This is a genomic window from Gemmatimonadaceae bacterium (assembly GCA_020846935.1).
In the GTDB taxonomy this organism is placed as follows: domain Bacteria; phylum Gemmatimonadota; class Gemmatimonadetes; order Gemmatimonadales; family Gemmatimonadaceae; genus RBC101.
In genome coordinates, this window is record JADLCY010000013.1 from 172602 (window position 1) to 187847 (window position 15246).

Annotated in this window: 13 protein-coding genes; 7 read left to right on the forward strand and 6 right to left on the reverse strand. The window is 69.1% G+C overall.

What is annotated here, in order from left to right; genetic code table 11:
• Positions 1 to 3: 3 nt before the first annotated feature.
• From IT361_16415 to tilS, 4 genes are all read right to left on the reverse strand, one after another.
• Positions 4 to 1962: a DUF2723 domain-containing protein gene (locus IT361_16415; GenBank protein MCC6319258.1), complete on the reverse strand. Its 1959-nt coding sequence runs from the start codon at positions 1960 to 1962 to the stop codon at positions 4 to 6.
• 76 nt (positions 1963 to 2038) lie between these two features.
• Positions 2039 to 4015 carry an ATP-dependent zinc metalloprotease FtsH gene (gene ftsH / locus IT361_16420; GenBank protein MCC6319259.1) on the reverse strand — a complete coding sequence of 659 codons (1977 nt, stop codon included), beginning with the start codon at positions 4013 to 4015 and terminating at the stop codon, positions 2039 to 2041.
• A 16-nt stretch (positions 4016 to 4031) separates the two neighbouring features.
• On the reverse strand, positions 4032 to 4541 hold the full coding sequence (gene hpt, locus IT361_16425) for a hypoxanthine phosphoribosyltransferase (protein MCC6319260.1): 510 nt from the start codon (positions 4539 to 4541) through the stop codon (positions 4032 to 4034).
• A gap of 22 nt (positions 4542 to 4563) precedes the next feature.
• A complete protein-coding gene (gene tilS, locus IT361_16430; GenBank protein ID MCC6319261.1) occupies positions 4564 to 5883 on the reverse strand; it encodes a tRNA lysidine(34) synthetase TilS in 1320 nt (439 codons plus the stop codon).
• 91 nt (positions 5884 to 5974) lie between these two features.
• Here tilS and IT361_16435 point away from each other — a divergent pair, with 91 nt between their 5' ends.
• The 7 genes from IT361_16435 to IT361_16465 all read left to right on the forward strand — a co-directional run bounded on the left by IT361_16435 (position 5975) and on the right by IT361_16465 (position 13921).
• On the forward strand, positions 5975 to 6154 hold the full coding sequence (locus IT361_16435) for a hypothetical protein (GenBank protein ID MCC6319262.1): 180 nt from the start codon (positions 5975 to 5977) through the stop codon (positions 6152 to 6154).
• A 97-nt stretch (positions 6155 to 6251) separates the two neighbouring features.
• Complete coding sequence (locus tag IT361_16440) at positions 6252 to 6809, forward strand: LemA family protein (protein MCC6319263.1); 558 nt, start codon at positions 6252 to 6254, stop codon at positions 6807 to 6809.
• Positions 6810 to 6874: 65 nt separating this feature from the next.
• Positions 6875 to 7873 (forward strand): M48 family metalloprotease, encoded by a 999-nt coding sequence (locus tag IT361_16445; protein ID MCC6319264.1) that lies wholly within the window; start codon positions 6875 to 6877, stop codon positions 7871 to 7873.
• 105 nt (positions 7874 to 7978) lie between these two features.
• Positions 7979 to 10867 carry a hypothetical protein gene (locus IT361_16450; GenBank protein ID MCC6319265.1) on the forward strand — a complete coding sequence of 963 codons (2889 nt, stop codon included), beginning with the start codon at positions 7979 to 7981 and terminating at the stop codon, positions 10865 to 10867.
• Positions 10868 to 11102: 235 nt separating this feature from the next.
• Positions 11103 to 12206, forward strand: coding sequence for a Re/Si-specific NAD(P)(+) transhydrogenase subunit alpha (locus IT361_16455; GenBank protein ID MCC6319266.1), 1104 nt, complete (start codon positions 11103 to 11105; stop codon positions 12204 to 12206).
• Positions 12203 to 12505 (forward strand): NAD(P) transhydrogenase subunit alpha, encoded by a 303-nt coding sequence (locus IT361_16460; GenBank protein MCC6319267.1) that lies wholly within the window; start codon positions 12203 to 12205, stop codon positions 12503 to 12505. The genes IT361_16455 and IT361_16460 overlap by 4 nt, the downstream gene beginning before the upstream one ends.
• A gap of 3 nt (positions 12506 to 12508) precedes the next feature.
• On the forward strand, positions 12509 to 13921 hold the full coding sequence (locus tag IT361_16465; GenBank protein ID MCC6319268.1) for an NAD(P)(+) transhydrogenase (Re/Si-specific) subunit beta: 1413 nt from the start codon (positions 12509 to 12511) through the stop codon (positions 13919 to 13921).
• 20 nt (positions 13922 to 13941) lie between these two features.
• Here the strand turns inward: IT361_16465 and IT361_16470 are convergent, their stop codons facing one another.
• A complete protein-coding gene (locus IT361_16470) occupies positions 13942 to 15081 on the reverse strand; it encodes a glycosyltransferase (protein ID MCC6319269.1) in 1140 nt (379 codons plus the stop codon).
• Positions 15060 to 15233: a hypothetical protein gene (locus IT361_16475; protein ID MCC6319270.1), complete on the reverse strand. Its 174-nt coding sequence runs from the start codon at positions 15231 to 15233 to the stop codon at positions 15060 to 15062. The genes IT361_16470 and IT361_16475 overlap by 22 nt, the downstream gene beginning before the upstream one ends.
• Between the last annotated feature and the right edge of the window lie 13 nt (positions 15234 to 15246).

The following is a 15246-nucleotide window of genomic DNA, read 5'->3' on the forward strand; positions in this document are numbered from 1 at the left end:
CTATCAATAGTTACACGTCGTTTCAAGCAGGCCACCGCCTCCTCGTTGGCCGGGCGCCTGCGCGACGGCGACCTCGGGACATTGCAGGAGTCGCATCACGTAGCGCCCGGTGCCGTCACGTAGAGCTCGCGTGTCGCTCGAGACGCCCAGCGAGCGAAGCGCACTCGCACTGCGCACCGCGGCCGATCGATCCACGGATTGATCCTGGGCCGCAGGCTCGCGCACGTACACCAGCCCCAGGAAACGCCAACCCGATCCCATCGAGAGCCGTTCCGATCGCGAGACCCCGACCGCCACGGCCAGCGGTCGACCTTCGCGCGCCGCGGCGGCAGCCATCTGCTGCAGCGTGACGGTTGTCCCGCGCCAGCGGCCGGCTGACGCCGAGTCGAGCAGTCGGGCGCGACGCGCGAGCTCGGCGCGATACCAATCAGCGGGCAAGAGCGGAACCGTAACCGGAGTGATGTCAGGGCGCACGCCGCGCACGTGCTGCGCCCACCAGGCGGCATACGAGTCGTTGTCGCCGGCAAGAATCAGCACCGCGTTCGGCGGTGCGGCGCGCAGGGACTCGATGCCCAGCGCGGCCGCCAACTGCGCGTCGGGGTGTCGACGTCGATTCGTGGACGCCCAGTTCAGCAGCAGGGGAAGCACCGCCGTGGCCGACACGAACGCGGCGATCCAGCGCCTGGACGCATCGCGGGCGAACGCCGCGATGCCGGTTCCGGCCCAGAGTCCCCAACAAGCAAAAGCAAGCGCGAAGAAGTAGTCACGTTCGCGCGCCTCACGAGGCGCACCGTCCGGCAGCACGCCCCACCCGTACGAAGGTCCGGCGCGCAGGTTGAGCATGCCGACGACGCCGATCGACGCAGCAACGCAGAGCAGGCCCAACGCACGAAAGCCGCGTGCGTCCCGGGCACGGTGCGCCACGGCCCCGCGAATGCCGAGCCCAGCGAAGGCGATCGTGACCGGCGTACGAAGCAAGGACGGCCCCGGCGCATCGTCGACACCAAGCGCAAACTGCCAGTCCGCGTACTGAATCAGGTTTCCCAGCTGGAGCCACAGCGGCGCGCGGCGCGGCCAGAACGGCGGCACGTCGTATTGCGTGCGGCCGATCACATCGAGCAGCGACTGCCATGTGACGGGATTGCCCTGGTTCACCGCCGGGTCGTGTGCGGCGCGCACGAGCATGACGAGGACGAACGTGGCCCCAAGCACGGAAAGCATCACGGCCAGTATCCCGTCGAGGCGACGGCTGTCCTGGCCTCCGGCGGCGAGCGCGATGGACACCAGCGCAAACGCACCCCCGACCGCGATCACCAGCGGCGACGTGACGCCGATGCCAACGGCGACGAGCCACGCCGCGAGCGGCGCGAGCGAAGCGCGCAACGAAAGGGAGCCACCCGAGTCGGTCGCCGCCAACAGCACCGCCGCCGGCCCAGCAACGAGCGCGCTGATATGCAGCGGCACCGCAAGGCCAAAGCAGAACGCCAACAGAGCCCGATGGCGAGAGGACCAGGAGCGACCTGCCTGGTCCCCGACCCACACCATCACGGCCCCCAGGCAGAGCGCCCAGGCGTACACCTCGGTCTCGGTGGCGCTCTGCCACACGGCGCTCACCAGGCCGGCGACCAGGCCTGCGCTGACGGTTGGCCCGACTCCGGCACGTGCCACGAAGACCTGCACGAGGAGCGCTATGCCCAACGCGCTGGCCACGGCGGAACCCGCGTTGACCGCGACCGTGAAGTCGAGGGGAGCGAGGGCGAGTGACCACGCCCGAGCCAGGTAGATGAACAGGGGCGTGCCCGGCGGGTGCGGGATACCCAGCGTGCGTACCGCGGCGAGAAACTCGCCGCTGTCCCACAGCGTGACGGAAGGCGCGAGGGTCGCCAGGTAGACGCCGAGAAGCATCACGCCAACCGTGGCGGCCGGGTGCCGCCGCACCGTCGCGCTGACTCTGGGGAGCATCGCGCGCAAAGCTAACACCAAACCGCCCCGGCAACCGTGGGGTCACCGGGGCGGTAGAATCGTTAGGTCGCCTGCGTCAGGCGGGCGAGGGCTCGGGCCCGCCGAGCAGCGGGGGAGCCACGGGCTTGAGTGGCGGCAGGACCGTGCTCGTCGGAGCGGCGGGCGGCACCGTGGGTGACGCCGGCGCGCGCGGCGGCAACGTGTCACCGCGGATCAGACGGTCGAAGTCGTCTCGCGTCAGCGTTTCACGCTCGAGCAGCGCCTTCGCTGCCGCGTGCAGCAGCCCCATGTGCTCGGTCAGCGTCTGCGTGGCGCGCGAATACGCGACGTCCACCACGCGCTTCACCTCGGCGTCGACGAGCTGCGCGGTGTCTTCCGACACCTCTCGCCGACTCATGATCTCCCGGCCGAGGAACACCTCCTGCTCGTTTTCCCCGACAAGGATCGGGCCGATGGCGTCCGAGAGTCCCCACTGCGTCACGTATCGACGCGCAATGCCGGTAGCCTGCTGGATGTCGCTGGCCGCGCCGGTGGTCACGCGGTCCCGGCCGAAGATCAGTTCCTCGGCCACGCGACCCCCGTACGCCATCACGAGTCGCGCCTCGATCTGCTCGCGGGTGACGGACACGCGGTCGTCCTCGGGCAGCGTGAACGCCACGCCGAGGGCGCGACCGCGCGGCACGATCGTGACCTTGTGGAGCGGATCATTGCCCTTGACCATCACCGCGCAGACGGCGTGTCCGGCTTCGTGGTAGGCCGTGAGGCGGCGCTCCTCTTCCTTCATGACGAGCGACTTGCGCTCGGCGCCGAGCATCACCTTGTCCTTGGCCTCCTCGAAGTCGGCCATGAAGATGCGCTCGTGCCCGCGGCGCGCCGCGAGCAGCGCAGCCTCGTTCACCAGGTTCGCCAACTCCGCACCGGCCATCCCCGGCGTCCCGCGAGCAACCGCCGTGATGTCGACGTCGTCAGCAATCGGCTTGTTGCGCATGTGCACGCGAAGGATCCCCTCGCGACCGCGCAGGTCCGGCGCGTCGACCACGATCTGCCGGTCGAAGCGGCCCGGGCGCAGCAGCGCGGGGTCGAGCACGTCGGGCCGGTTCGTCGCGGCGATCAGGATCACTCCGTCGTTGGACTCGAACCCGTCCATCTCGACGAGCAGCTGGTTGAGCGTCTGCTCCCGCTCGTCGTGCCCGCCGCCCAGCCCCGCCCCGCGGTGCCGTCCGACGGCATCGATCTCGTCGATGAAGATGATGCAGGGGGCGTTCGCCTTGCCCTGCTCGAACAGATCGCGCACGCGCGAGGCACCCACGCCAACGAACATCTCGACGAAGTCGGAGCCGGACATGGAGAAGAACGGACGGCCGGCCTCACCCGCCACGGCCTTGGCCAGCAGCGTCTTGCCCGTTCCCGGCGGCCCGACCAGCAACGCGCCCTTGGGCAGGCGCCCCCCGAGCTTGGTGAACTTCTGGGGATCCTTGAGGAACTCGATGATCTCCTGCAGCTCAACCTTGGCCTCGTCGCACCCGGCCACGTCGGCAAAGGTCACCTTGGGCGTGTCGCCGGTCAGCAGCTTGGCCTTGGACTTTCCGAACGAAAAGGCCTTGGCGCCGCCCGCCTGTATCTGCCGGAACAGGAAGATCCAGAGGCCGATGAAAATGACGTAGGGCAGGATCGTGAGCAGGAACCCCGCCACCGATGGCCGCTCCTCCTGTGCGTCGATCTTCACGTTCTGTGCAAGGAGCGCCCGCACCTCGTCTTCCGAGTCCTTCATCGGCAGCTTGGTGACGAACTTCGCGATCTGGCGACCGTTCACGCTGATCTTCTGGCGGAACTCACCGTTGACCTGCTTGCCACCCTGCACCGTGGCCTTGACGATGTTGCCCTTTGCGAGCTCGGCCCGATACTGCCAATACTCGACTGCCGCGGCCGGCTCGCCGCGTGCGCCCGAAAACTGGATGATGGCGACCGGGATCAGGAGCACGAGGATCCAGAACGACAGACCCTTCGAGAGTCGACCCCAGCTGAACTGCTTCTTCGGAGGAATGGGAGCCATGTGACGCGTGTGAGTCCTACTGCAGGCTGGCTACGTACGGCAGATGCCGAAAGTTTTCCGCGTGGTCCAGTCCATACCCCACAAGGAACTCGTTGGGTGCATCGAATCCAACGAACTTCGTCGGGTGCGGCAGGAACGTGGCCACGTGCTTGTCGAGCAGCGCACAGACTTCGATGGACCGGGGCTGGCGCGCGCGGAGCACATCGATCACCCGGCCGAGCGTGCGCCCGGAATCCACGATGTCCTCCACCAACAATATGTGCTTCCCCTCCAGGCGTGTTTCCGGATCGTACACCAGCCGCACGTTGCCACTGGAGACGACGTCGCTGCCGTACGACGACACGACGAGAAAATCCACCTGTAAGGGCCGCATGATGCTGCGGACCAGGTCGCTGACGAAGATGAAACTCCCCTTCAGCAACCCAAGGACGAGGAGATCCCCGTCCGGATACGAGTCGGTGATCGCCTGTCCGAGTTCCCGGACCCGGGCCTCGATCTGCTCGGCGGTGATCGCGATACGCTTCACCTGACGGCCAAGGAGGCGCGGGTCAGCTACTGGGGCGCTCACACACCAATCGGCGGATCGGTCTGCCGGACCGGACGGGTTCCGCAAAATCGCGGCGCACTCCTGGAATCCAGATAATCTCGCCGTCTGCTACGACGACGGGCCACCCCCTCCGCGCGGGACCGGGGATGCCGACGTCCGAAAGGAAACGCGCGACGCGGCGCGTGAGGCGGCCCGGCCCTCCGTGCAACCGATCTCCCGGCGTCCACTCGCGAACTTCGAGGCGCGCCGCAGCCGGGACCCAGGTCTCCCACGCCTGCGGCACGACGGGGCCTGATGGCGCGAACTGCGGAGCGCCCAGCGTGAACCGCCACGGCCCGAACGTCGAGTCGCCATCACGAAGGGTCACGGCTGCGCTCGCGTGCCGCACGAGCGGCTGGAGCACCACACCTTCACGCACACGCATGGCCTCGATCCCACCAGACAACTGGAGGCGATACCCGGTGGGCGCCCGCTGGTCCAGCGCCGAAAGTCGCACGAGGCCGCGGCGATCGAGCACGATGCCGTTTCGCTGCAGGATCGACTGCCACGCCAGCGCGCGAGCCTCGCGATCGAGCGCCGAGAGCAGCGAGGCGTCGATCGTGAGGGTCTGGCCAGTGCGTGAGACCTCCCATCGTGTCGCGATCCCATCGACGGTCGCACGCACGGCGGCAGCCTTGCGGCCAAGCGCCATCAGCTCGGCGGGAAGCTGGGGCCTCACGGCCACGAGTGCCGGGAGCAGGTCGAGTCGCACGCGATTCCGAAAGAAACGACGATCGGCGTTGGAGGGGTCCTCCACCCACGCAAGCTCCCGGTCGCTCGCCAACTCGGCGAGGTCGCTCCGCCGAGTCTCGAGAAAGGGGCGCGCGACGCCGGGCGTGTTGGCCAGGAGGCCCGCGAGTCCGCGGGCGCCGGTTCCTCGAAGGATGCGCATGACCACCGTCTCGAGCTGATCATCAGCGGAATGCGCGGTCACAACCACGGCATCGTGCGCCGCCGCCCGCTCGCGCAGGAACCTCCACCGCGCCTCGCGCCACGCGGCCTCGGTGGATGCAACGGACCCGGCGCGCCCCGAGTGCACGGCGAGTCCCGCGGCGCGCGCGCGCTCGACGACGAACTGCGCCGCTTCGGTGGCACGAGGACCCGAACCGTGATCGAATGTGGCAACGCATACGTCTCTGCGCCCGGTGAGACGCTCCGCCACCAACGCCAGCAGGCACATGGAATCCAGACCTCCGGAGACGGCGAGAAGGAGGCGGTCATGACTCGCAAGGAGCCGATCGATGGCGCCTGCGGGGCCGGTGGCCTGGGGTGGCGTGCGCACCCTCGCAATCTATCGACCGCGCTCGCGGCTACCGGGCGGCGCAGCGCGGGTCTATCTTGCCCGCAGGAACTTCCCCTCACCGAGGCCACACGTGGAGACGCACGGACCGCTGGGCACGCTCTGGGCCGGACTCGGGCTCGGCGCCTTCTTCCTCGCCCTGACCTGGGTCAACCTGTTGTTGGGGCATTTTCTCACCCCGCTCTTTCTCATGCCGCTGACGTGGATCCAGGACGCGGTGGCAGCGCGAAAGCAGAAGCAGGGTCAACGCTGACACCAGTCGGCTCGAGTCTTCGTAAGAGAAGCGTGGGACGCGGCCGGCTGCTGCGTCCCACGAATCGTTTCCGCGGTGTCCTTCACCGGAGTCCGACATGATCGTCGTCCTGTTGGTGCTCGTCGTCCTCGCGCTGTGGTTTGCTGGCGCGTACAACGGGCTGATCGCGCTCAAGAATCAGGTGATGAACGGCTGGAAGCAGATCGACGTGCAGCTCAAGCGTCGCCATGACCTGATCCCGAACCTCATATCGACGGTCAAGGGCGCGATGAACTTCGAGCGCGAAACGCTGGAGGCGGTGGTGGCGGCGCGCAACAAGGCGATCCAGGTGGAGTCGTCTGGCGCCGGCGTCCGGGAGACGGCGGCCGCCGAATCGCAGCTGAGCGGCGCGCTCACGCGCCTGCTTGCCGTGGTGGAGGCGTATCCCGACCTCAAGGCCACGGGGAACATCGCCCAGTTGCAGGAAGAGCTGACGAGCACGGAGAACAAGATCGCGTTCGCGCGACAGCACTACAACGACGTGGCCACGCAGTACAACACGAGGCAGCGACAGATCCCCACGGTGTTCATCGCGGGCTTTGCGGGAGCGAGCCCGGTGGAGCTGTGGGAGATCGAGGATGCGGCTGAGCGCGCGGTCCCGAAGGTCGAACTCTAGGCATCCCGCGCAGGGGCCGGAGCCCGGGCAGCGGGCTCCGGACGCCTGTCGCCGCCCCGATCGCCATGGACGCCCCCGTCGACCTCTTCACGCAACAGGCCCGCAACCGGTCGCGCTCCCGCTGGGTCGTGCTCGGGTTCATCGTGTTCTTCGCCTGGCTCGGTTTCGGCGGCGACTGGATCGCGATGGCCTACACGGCGGGAGCGGAACCGGAACAGTACCGGCACGTGGTGCCGTGGTTCGGGATCGCGCTGACGCTCGTCGCCGGGGGCATGGCCGCCTGGGCCTGGAGGCGCGGCCCTGGCAGCGTGTTGTGGTCGACCAGCGCCCGCGAGGTCGTGACGCCCGCCACCGACGCCGAGCGTCGGTTCGTAAACGTGGTCGAGGAGATGTGCGTGGCGAGCGGCCTTCCGCGGCCGCGCACGTGGATCGTGCCTGACGAGGACCCGAACGCGTTCGCGACGGGGCACGACGAACGGCAGGCGCACATCGCGGTCACGCAGGGCCTGCTCGACACCCTCACGCGCGAAGAGCTGCAGGCCGTGATCGGTCACGAGATGGGGCACGTGCGCAATCTCGACGTGCGCCTGATGACCCTGCTCGCGGCGCTCGTCGGAACCGTCACGCTGCTCGGCGACGGCATGTGGCGGATGATGCGCGGGACGGGTCGGATGCGCATGGCGGGATCCCGCGGCGGCAAGAAGGGCGGCAATCCGCTGCTGCTCGTGGCCCTGGTCCTCTGGGTCGTGAGCTGGCTGCTCGCCCCGCTGATCCTGCGGCTGCTGGCGCTGTCCGTGTCACGGGAGCGCGAATACCTGGCGGACGCCATGAGCGCCCAGTTCACGCGCAACCCGCTGGCGCTGGCATCTGCGTTAGGCAGGATCGAATCGGCCGCAGGGCCGACGCGCGCGATCAAGCGCGGCAGTGCGCACCTGTGCATCGCCGATCCACTCGGTCGCGTCGCGGCGGCCTCGCGCTGGGGGGCGAGCCACCCCCCGATGGCGCAGCGCATCGCCAGGCTGGAGGCCATGGCGCACGCGAGCAGCGTCACACGCGAGGCGTGATCCACGACGATCGCCCGCACGGACCGGGCTGCTAGCTTTCCCGGGACGGGCCGTATCGGCGACGTCAGCCTCGTCAGGCGCCCGGTGACTTCGACCCCCGCGCCCATGCCGGCCCGCTCGATCACTCGATCGTTTGTCGCGCTCGCCCTCGTCTTCGCCTCCGCGAACGCCGAGGCGCAGTACCTCACGCGACCCACGATCCCCTGGGAAACGATCACCACCACGTCGTTCCGATTTCACTATCCGGCGTCGATGCGCACGTGGGTCCGACCGATCGCGGAACGCATGGAGCAATACGCCAGCGCGGTGAATCAGCTCGTCGGCAGTCGACCCGGCCGCCGCGTCACCGTGATGGTGGAGGATCCGACCAACGTCGCCAACGGCTTCGCCATTCCGCTCCTCGACAGCCCGACCATCTTCCTGTGGCCCACGCCGCCGACGCCGTCACCGACCTTTGGCACGCATCGCGGCTGGGGCGAAGTGCTGGCGGTTCACGAGTACGCCCACATCGCGCACCTGACCGTGCGCCCGCGCAACGCCACGGAGCGCCTGCTGTGGCGCATGCTCCCGGCGCGCGTGGGGCCGGTGGCGCGCAAGGCGCCGCCCTGGGTCTTCGAAGGCTACGCCACGTACATCGAAGGGAGACTCACTGGCAGCGGCCGCCCCAACAGCGTCGGGCGCCCGGCGATCCTGCGCCAATGGGCCCTCGAGGGGCAGCTCCCTCGTTATGCGGAGCTCAATGGCACGAGAGGCTACCTCGGTGGCGCGATGCGCTACCTCGTGGGATCCGCGTTTCTCGAGTGGCTGGCCGTGCGGCGTGGTGATTCCTCGCTGCAGCACCTCTGGCGCCGCATGAGCGCCGTCGAGCGCCGATCGTTCACCGAGGCGTTTCGTGGTGTGTATGGCGCGCCGCCCGACGAATTGTATGGGGCCTTTGCCACCGACGTCATGGAGAAGGCGCTCGACGTGCGGCGCACCCTGCGACAGGCGGGACTCGTGGAAGGGGACCTGGTCCAGCGCCTCGCCTGGGGCACGGGCGACCCTGCGGTCTCGCGTGACGGGCGCCTCGTCGCGGTGGTCGTCCGATCCGCCACCGGCCCGGCGCGCGTGCTGGTGTGGCGCACCGCGAACGAAGGGCTCGACAGCGGGGTCGTGCGCGGCCGTCGGCAACAGCTCGCGCGCGATCCGCAGGACGTGATGCCGTACGACTCGTTCCCCCCGCACAAACGGGCCGTCGCCACCCTGCACCCTTCGCGCGGCCGCGGGCACGATGCCCCACGCTGGTTCGCGGACAATCAGCGACTGCTGCTCTCGCGCGATGAGACGCTTGGCGATGGCGCCACACGACCCGACCTGTTCATCTGGAATCATGCCTCGGGTCGCCTTCGCCGCGTGACACGGGGAGCGGGCATCCGCTCGGCCGATCCCGCGCCTGATGGGCGGACCGCGGTTGGTGTGCGGTGTCGCGCCGGCATCTGTGACGTGGTTCGCGTGGACCTCGAACGTGGCTCGTGGACCACGATCGCCGCGGGGTCGCCAACGGTGGTGTTCCACCGAGCCAGGCTCTCCAACGATGGGCAGCGGATCGCGGTCTCGGTGCAGCGCGACGGCGTCTGGAGCGTGTCGATCCTGGACGCGCGAACCGGCGCCGAAACGTCGCTACCGGCGCGCGACGGCGTGGCGCGCTATTCGCCCAGCTGGACGCCCGACGGTCGACTCGTCACGGTGAGCGAGGCCGGAGGCATCGCCAACCTGGAGGTGCTGGACCCCGCGACGCACGAGGGGCGGGCGATCACTCGCGTCACCGGCGGTGTGGCCGGGCCCGACGTGGGGCCGGACGGCCGCGTGTGGTTCCTCAACCTGCACGCGCGCGGTTACGATCTTCGCCGCGTGCCGAGCGGGGCGCCGGCTGCCACGGTGGTGTCGCTCGATCCACGATCGTTCCCGGCGGCACCGCGGCGCGCCGAGCCCGGGCGCACGTTTGCGCCGGGGCCGATCAACGGACCGTCCGACTATGCACTCGGGCCCCGCGGGTGGCGCGCGCTCCCGGGCATCAGCGTCGGCCCGGATGGCGACATGGGGAGCCTGATGGTCGGCACCGTCGACCCGGTGGGACGGTGGAGCACGCTGCTGCAGGGCGCCTACGGACAGCGCGGGGCGTGGCGCGGAGGATCAGCCATGACGACGTTCCGCACGACGCTCGTCGAGATCGACGGGAGCCTCTGGTACGGCGATCACGCACCATCAAAGCAGCGCTCCGGATCGTTTGCCTCGCTCAACATCGACTCGCGCTTCACTGGCCTGGGCGTCTCGGCTCGCAAGGGGCGCGAGCTGTCCGCTTACGGGTGGGCGCTGCGCGCCGGCGGAAGCGCGGGTCGCGTGGACGGGAACCAGCTCGACGCGGCCTCACGGGCCATGGGCTTTGGTGAAGTGCGCGGTCGTCTTTCGTTGCCGCTGCGTGGGGCGACCATCACGCCGCGCGTAGCGGCGTCGGTCACCGAAGGGAGCACCGATGGCGATCGGTGGACACGACGCCTCGTCACCGCCTCGCTGACCGTTGGCGGCGCACGTCGCGAGCTCCGACTCGAAGCAACGCGCGGATCGGTGACCGAACCCGGGCCCGGTGAGTTTGGCCGCGCGTTCGAACAGTTCGCGGTCGGTGGGGCCTACCTGCCCTTCATCGATCAGGCGTACCTGAGTCAGCGGATCTCCCTGCCGTCGGTGCCGGTGGGCTACACGTCAGGTCGCCGGGTCGAGATGTATCGCGCGTCGATGCGCCTGTTCAGGGTGCACCCGTACGCGACGTGGATTGCCGCGGGCGACAGTGTCACGAGCTACCGGCGGGTGCTGGGGCTCGAGAACGAGTTCGCCTTTCCCACGATCGGGTTCGTGACGCTGCCGTCGACGCGCATCCGCTTTGGTGTGGGGTACTCGCTCGATGAGCCCTACGAGGAGAAGATGCGTCCCTACGTCAGCGTGACGTATAGACCCTAGCGCCGACGGACCAACGAGGGGCGGCAGACCGGCACCGCTTCCGCCGGCCCGGTGGCACCGCGCCTAACGTGGTCTGCGGCGGCCGAGTGCCTGGCACGGGACTCCGCGTGTGGCGGGCGTCGGGCCGGCGCAAGGCCCACGTGCCCGCGACCCCCGCGTCGGAGCGCTCGCGTCGCCTTGTCTTTGCGTGGTCACCCACCGACATTCCGGCCCGTCCAAGCCATGGGAGTTACGCATGTGGATCGGGGTTCCCCGCGAGAGCGCGCCCGGCGAGCGGCGTGTTGGTCTCGTCCCGGACAGCGTTGCCCGCCTCGTTCGGTCCGGGGTGAGCGTGCGCGTGCAGCGCGGCGCGGGCGTCCCCGCCTTCTGCTCCGATGATGCGTTCGCGACCGCGGGAGCCGAACTTGTGGACGACGCGCGATCGATCCTCGGCACGTGCGACGTGGTGGTGAAGGTCCAGAAGCCATCGCTGGACGAGGCGGCGGCCCTGCGCGAAGGCAGCATCCTCATTTCGCTCCTGCCAGCGGCGACGAGTACGGACGTACTGGAATGCCTGACGTCGCGTCGGGTCACGGTACTGGCGCTCGAACGCGTGCCGCGCATCACGCGCGCGCAGTCGATGGACATCCTGTCGTCGCAGGCCACGGTGGCCGGGTACAAGGCGGTGCTGATCGGTGCGGCGGCGACGTCCAAGCTGTTGCCGATGCTGACGACCGCCGCGGGGAGCATCCCACCGGCAAAGGCGTTCGTCATCGGGGCCGGCGTCGCCGGCCTCATGGCTATTGCCACCGCACGTCGCCTTGGCGCGACGGTGTCGGGCTTCGACATTCGCGCGGCCGCACGGGAGCAGGTCCTCTCGCTCGGCGCGACGTTCGTCGGGCCCGACCCCTCGAAAGACGCAGAGGTGGCCGGTGGCTACGCGCGCGCGCAGACCGCCGACGAGCAGGCGCAAACGATGGCGGCGCTTGCGGCGCACCTTCGCGACCAGGATCTCGTGATCACCACCGCGCAGATCCCGGGTCGCTCCGCGCCGCGCCTGATTACCGCCGACATGGTCGGCACGATGCGCCCGGGCGCGGTGATCGTGGACCTCGCCGCAGAGACCGGAGGCAACTGTGAACTCACGGTCCCGGGCGAGACGCGCGACGTGAACGGGGTGCAAGTCATCGGCGCCGTCAACGTCGCGGCGTCCGTGCCGTATCACGCGTCGGTGATGTTCGCCAAGAATGTGCTCACGCTGCTGCAGCACATGATCAAGGATGCCGCGATCCCGATCAACCTCGAGGACGAGATCGTCGGCCCGATGTGCCTCTCCCACGCCGGCTCCGCCCGCTCATGACGATCATCCTTCAGATCTACGTCTTCATCCTCGCCGCCTTCCTGGGCTACCAGCTCATCAGCCGGGTCCCCGCCCTGCTCCACACGCCGCTGATGAGTGCCACCAACGCCATCGCCGGCATTTCGCTGGTTGGCTCGCTGATCGCGGCCGGCGGCCGGTATGGCACGTTCGCCACGGTCCTCGGGTTCGTCGCCGTGATCATGGCCACGATCAACGTCGTCGGCGGCTTCCTGCTCACCAACAAGATGCTCGCCATGTTCCGCAAGGACGGCGGGGCCCCCAAGCCACACGGGAAATAGCCGATGCCGACCCTCTCGGGCCGCGAACTGGCGATCCAGCTCACCTACGTCCTGGCGTCGATCGCGTTCATCGTCGGCATCCGGGGCCTGACGCAACCGGACAAGGCGCGACGCGGCATCCAGATCGCCGCGGTGGGCATGCTGCTCGCCGTCATCGGGACCCTGGTGTCCGCGCAGATCCTGACCTACACGTGGATTGCGGCCGGGCTCGTCATCGGCACGGTGATCGGCTACCCGCTGGGCGTGAAGGTGCCAATGACGGCGATGCCGCAGCGCATCGCCATCGCGCAGACGTTCGGCGCCTCGGCCGCCACCCTCGTCGGCGTCGCCGAGTATCACCATGCCTACCACGCCACCGGCGCCACCGGCCTCAGCGCGTTCACCATGGGCGCCCTCGGCCTCGAGGTCATGCTCGGCGCGCTGACGGTCTGCGGCTCGCTCATCGCCTTCGGCAAGCTGCAGGAGCTGCTCCCCGGTCGACCCATCACCTTCGCCGGGCAGAACTACCTCAACTTCGCGCTCGTCGGGCTGGCGCTCGTCCTGCTGGTCGCGCTGATCCTCGACCCGGCCGACTCGCGGCTCTTCTACGGGCTGATTGCCCTCGCGTCCGTGATCGGCTTCTCGCTGGTGCTGCCCATCGGCGGCGCCGACATGCCCGTCGTCATCGCGCTGCTCAACTCGTACGCCGGCCTGGCCTCGGCGGCGACGGGCTTTGCGCTGGGCAACATGATCCTGATCATCTGCGGTGCGCTTGATGGCGCGTCAGGCGTGATCCTCTCGGTGCTGATGAGCAAGGCCATGAACCGTTCGTTTCGCTCGGTGTTGTTTGGCGCGTTCGGCAGCGAGAGCGGGTCGGCCGCGACCGGGGGCAGCACCGCCGCAGGCACGGTGCGATCGGTGAGCGTCGAGGACGCCGCCGTACAGATCGCCTACGCCAACCAGGTGGTCGTCGTCCCGGGCTACGGCATGGCGGTCGCCCAGGCGCAGCACGTGGTGCGCGAACTGGCCGAACTGGTGGAGAAGCGCGGCGGCGACGTGAAGTACGCGATCCATCCCGTCGCCGGGCGCATGCCCGGCCACATGAACGTGCTGCTTGCCGAAGCCAACGTCCCGTACGATCGGCTGTTCGACATGGACGAGATCAACGACAAGTTCGAGAGCACCGACGTGGTGCTCGTGATTGGCGCCAACGACGTGGTGAATCCCGCGGCACGGTCCGATCCGGCGAGCCCGATCTACGGCATGCCGATTCTTGACGTCGACAAGGCACGCGCGACGATCGTGCTCAAGCGCTCAATGGCCGCAGGCTTTGCGGGCATCGAAAACGAACTGTTCTACATGCCGAAGACGGCCATGCTCTTTGGCGACGCCAAGGCGAGCCTCACCAAGCTGGTCGCGGAGGTCAAGCAGATCTGAACCAGCGAGGGATCGGGTAGTCATGAGCTGAGGGGGCGTCCCCGCCATTGCCGCGGACGCCTGAGCGTCGACCAGAGCAGGCGCAGCGCGGCCAGTGGATCCGCGAGTGGTGAGAGGTAGAAGCCGATGGTGCGTTCGGCATAGCTCGCCCTGAGCGCGCCGAGCATGGCAACGCGAATCGCGACCAGGGCCGCGTTCACCCCGAGCAGGGCGCCGCTGCGGGGCGCTGCCCCGCAAGCCGCGAGCAGCACATACGGCACGGGCACGCCCTGCGCGAAGAGCACCAGGACCACGTCGAGCCATTGGCGAGCCCTCGTCGTGGCGTCGGAGAGATCGAACGAACGCCCCCACTCGCGCCACATCTGCCCGACCGACGTGTACGCGCGCACATCGTACAGCCGAGAGCCATCCAGGAAGTCCACGCGCACCCCCCGGCGCGCGAGCACGCGCGCCAGCGTGACGTCGTCGGCCCAGGAGCGGCGCGCGAGTTCGTAGCCACCGTGCGCGAGCAGTACGTCGCGGCGCGCGAGAAAACACTGGCCGTTGGCCAGCACCGTGTTCGGCTCGGGGCGCCTCGCACCGGCAGCGCCTGTGCGGTATACGAGCGAGACGAGCATCGACGGCTGGATCCACTGCTCCGCAGCGGTCATGCCCACGAACCGCGGGGAGAACGACACGACTTCGCTTGCGGTGTCGCGGGCTGCCGCGATCACGCCGGCCACCATGCCTGATCGCGCTTCGGTATCCGCGTCGACGCCAAGCACCCACTCTCCGCGCGCCAGCGAAAGGCCGTGCTGCAACGCCCATACCTTGCCGATCCAGCCGGGCGGGAGTGGTGGATCGACGACGAGGCGTATGCGCCGGTCGCGTGCCGCGGCCGCGAGCACCAGACGGTCCGTGCCATCGTCGGAGCCCGAGTCGACCACGAGGATCTCCGTCAGCGGGGCGCCCTGCCGCGCGAGACCATCGAGGCAGCGCGAGACTCTGGCTGCCTCGTTGTAGGTCGGAACGATGACACTGACGGTCGTGTCGTGCACGCCGTCAGCACGCGGCGCCACCGGCGGTCGCCGCGTGCGACCGGGCGCCAGCCGCGTGAGGACCAGTGCGAGCGCCACCCCCTGAAGCGCCAGCAGCGCGATCAGCAGCACGTCAGCTGCGATGCCGCGCAATCCGGGTCAACGCCACGCGTGACGGGCCAGCTCACGTGCGGCGGCCCGAACGCGAGCATGATGTACCAGGCGACCACGCGACGACCCGTAGCGTCGCGCCGCGGCGTCACCAGCTCGACGCCGCGGTCGCTCGGCTCGCTCACGCTCGCGGCCACA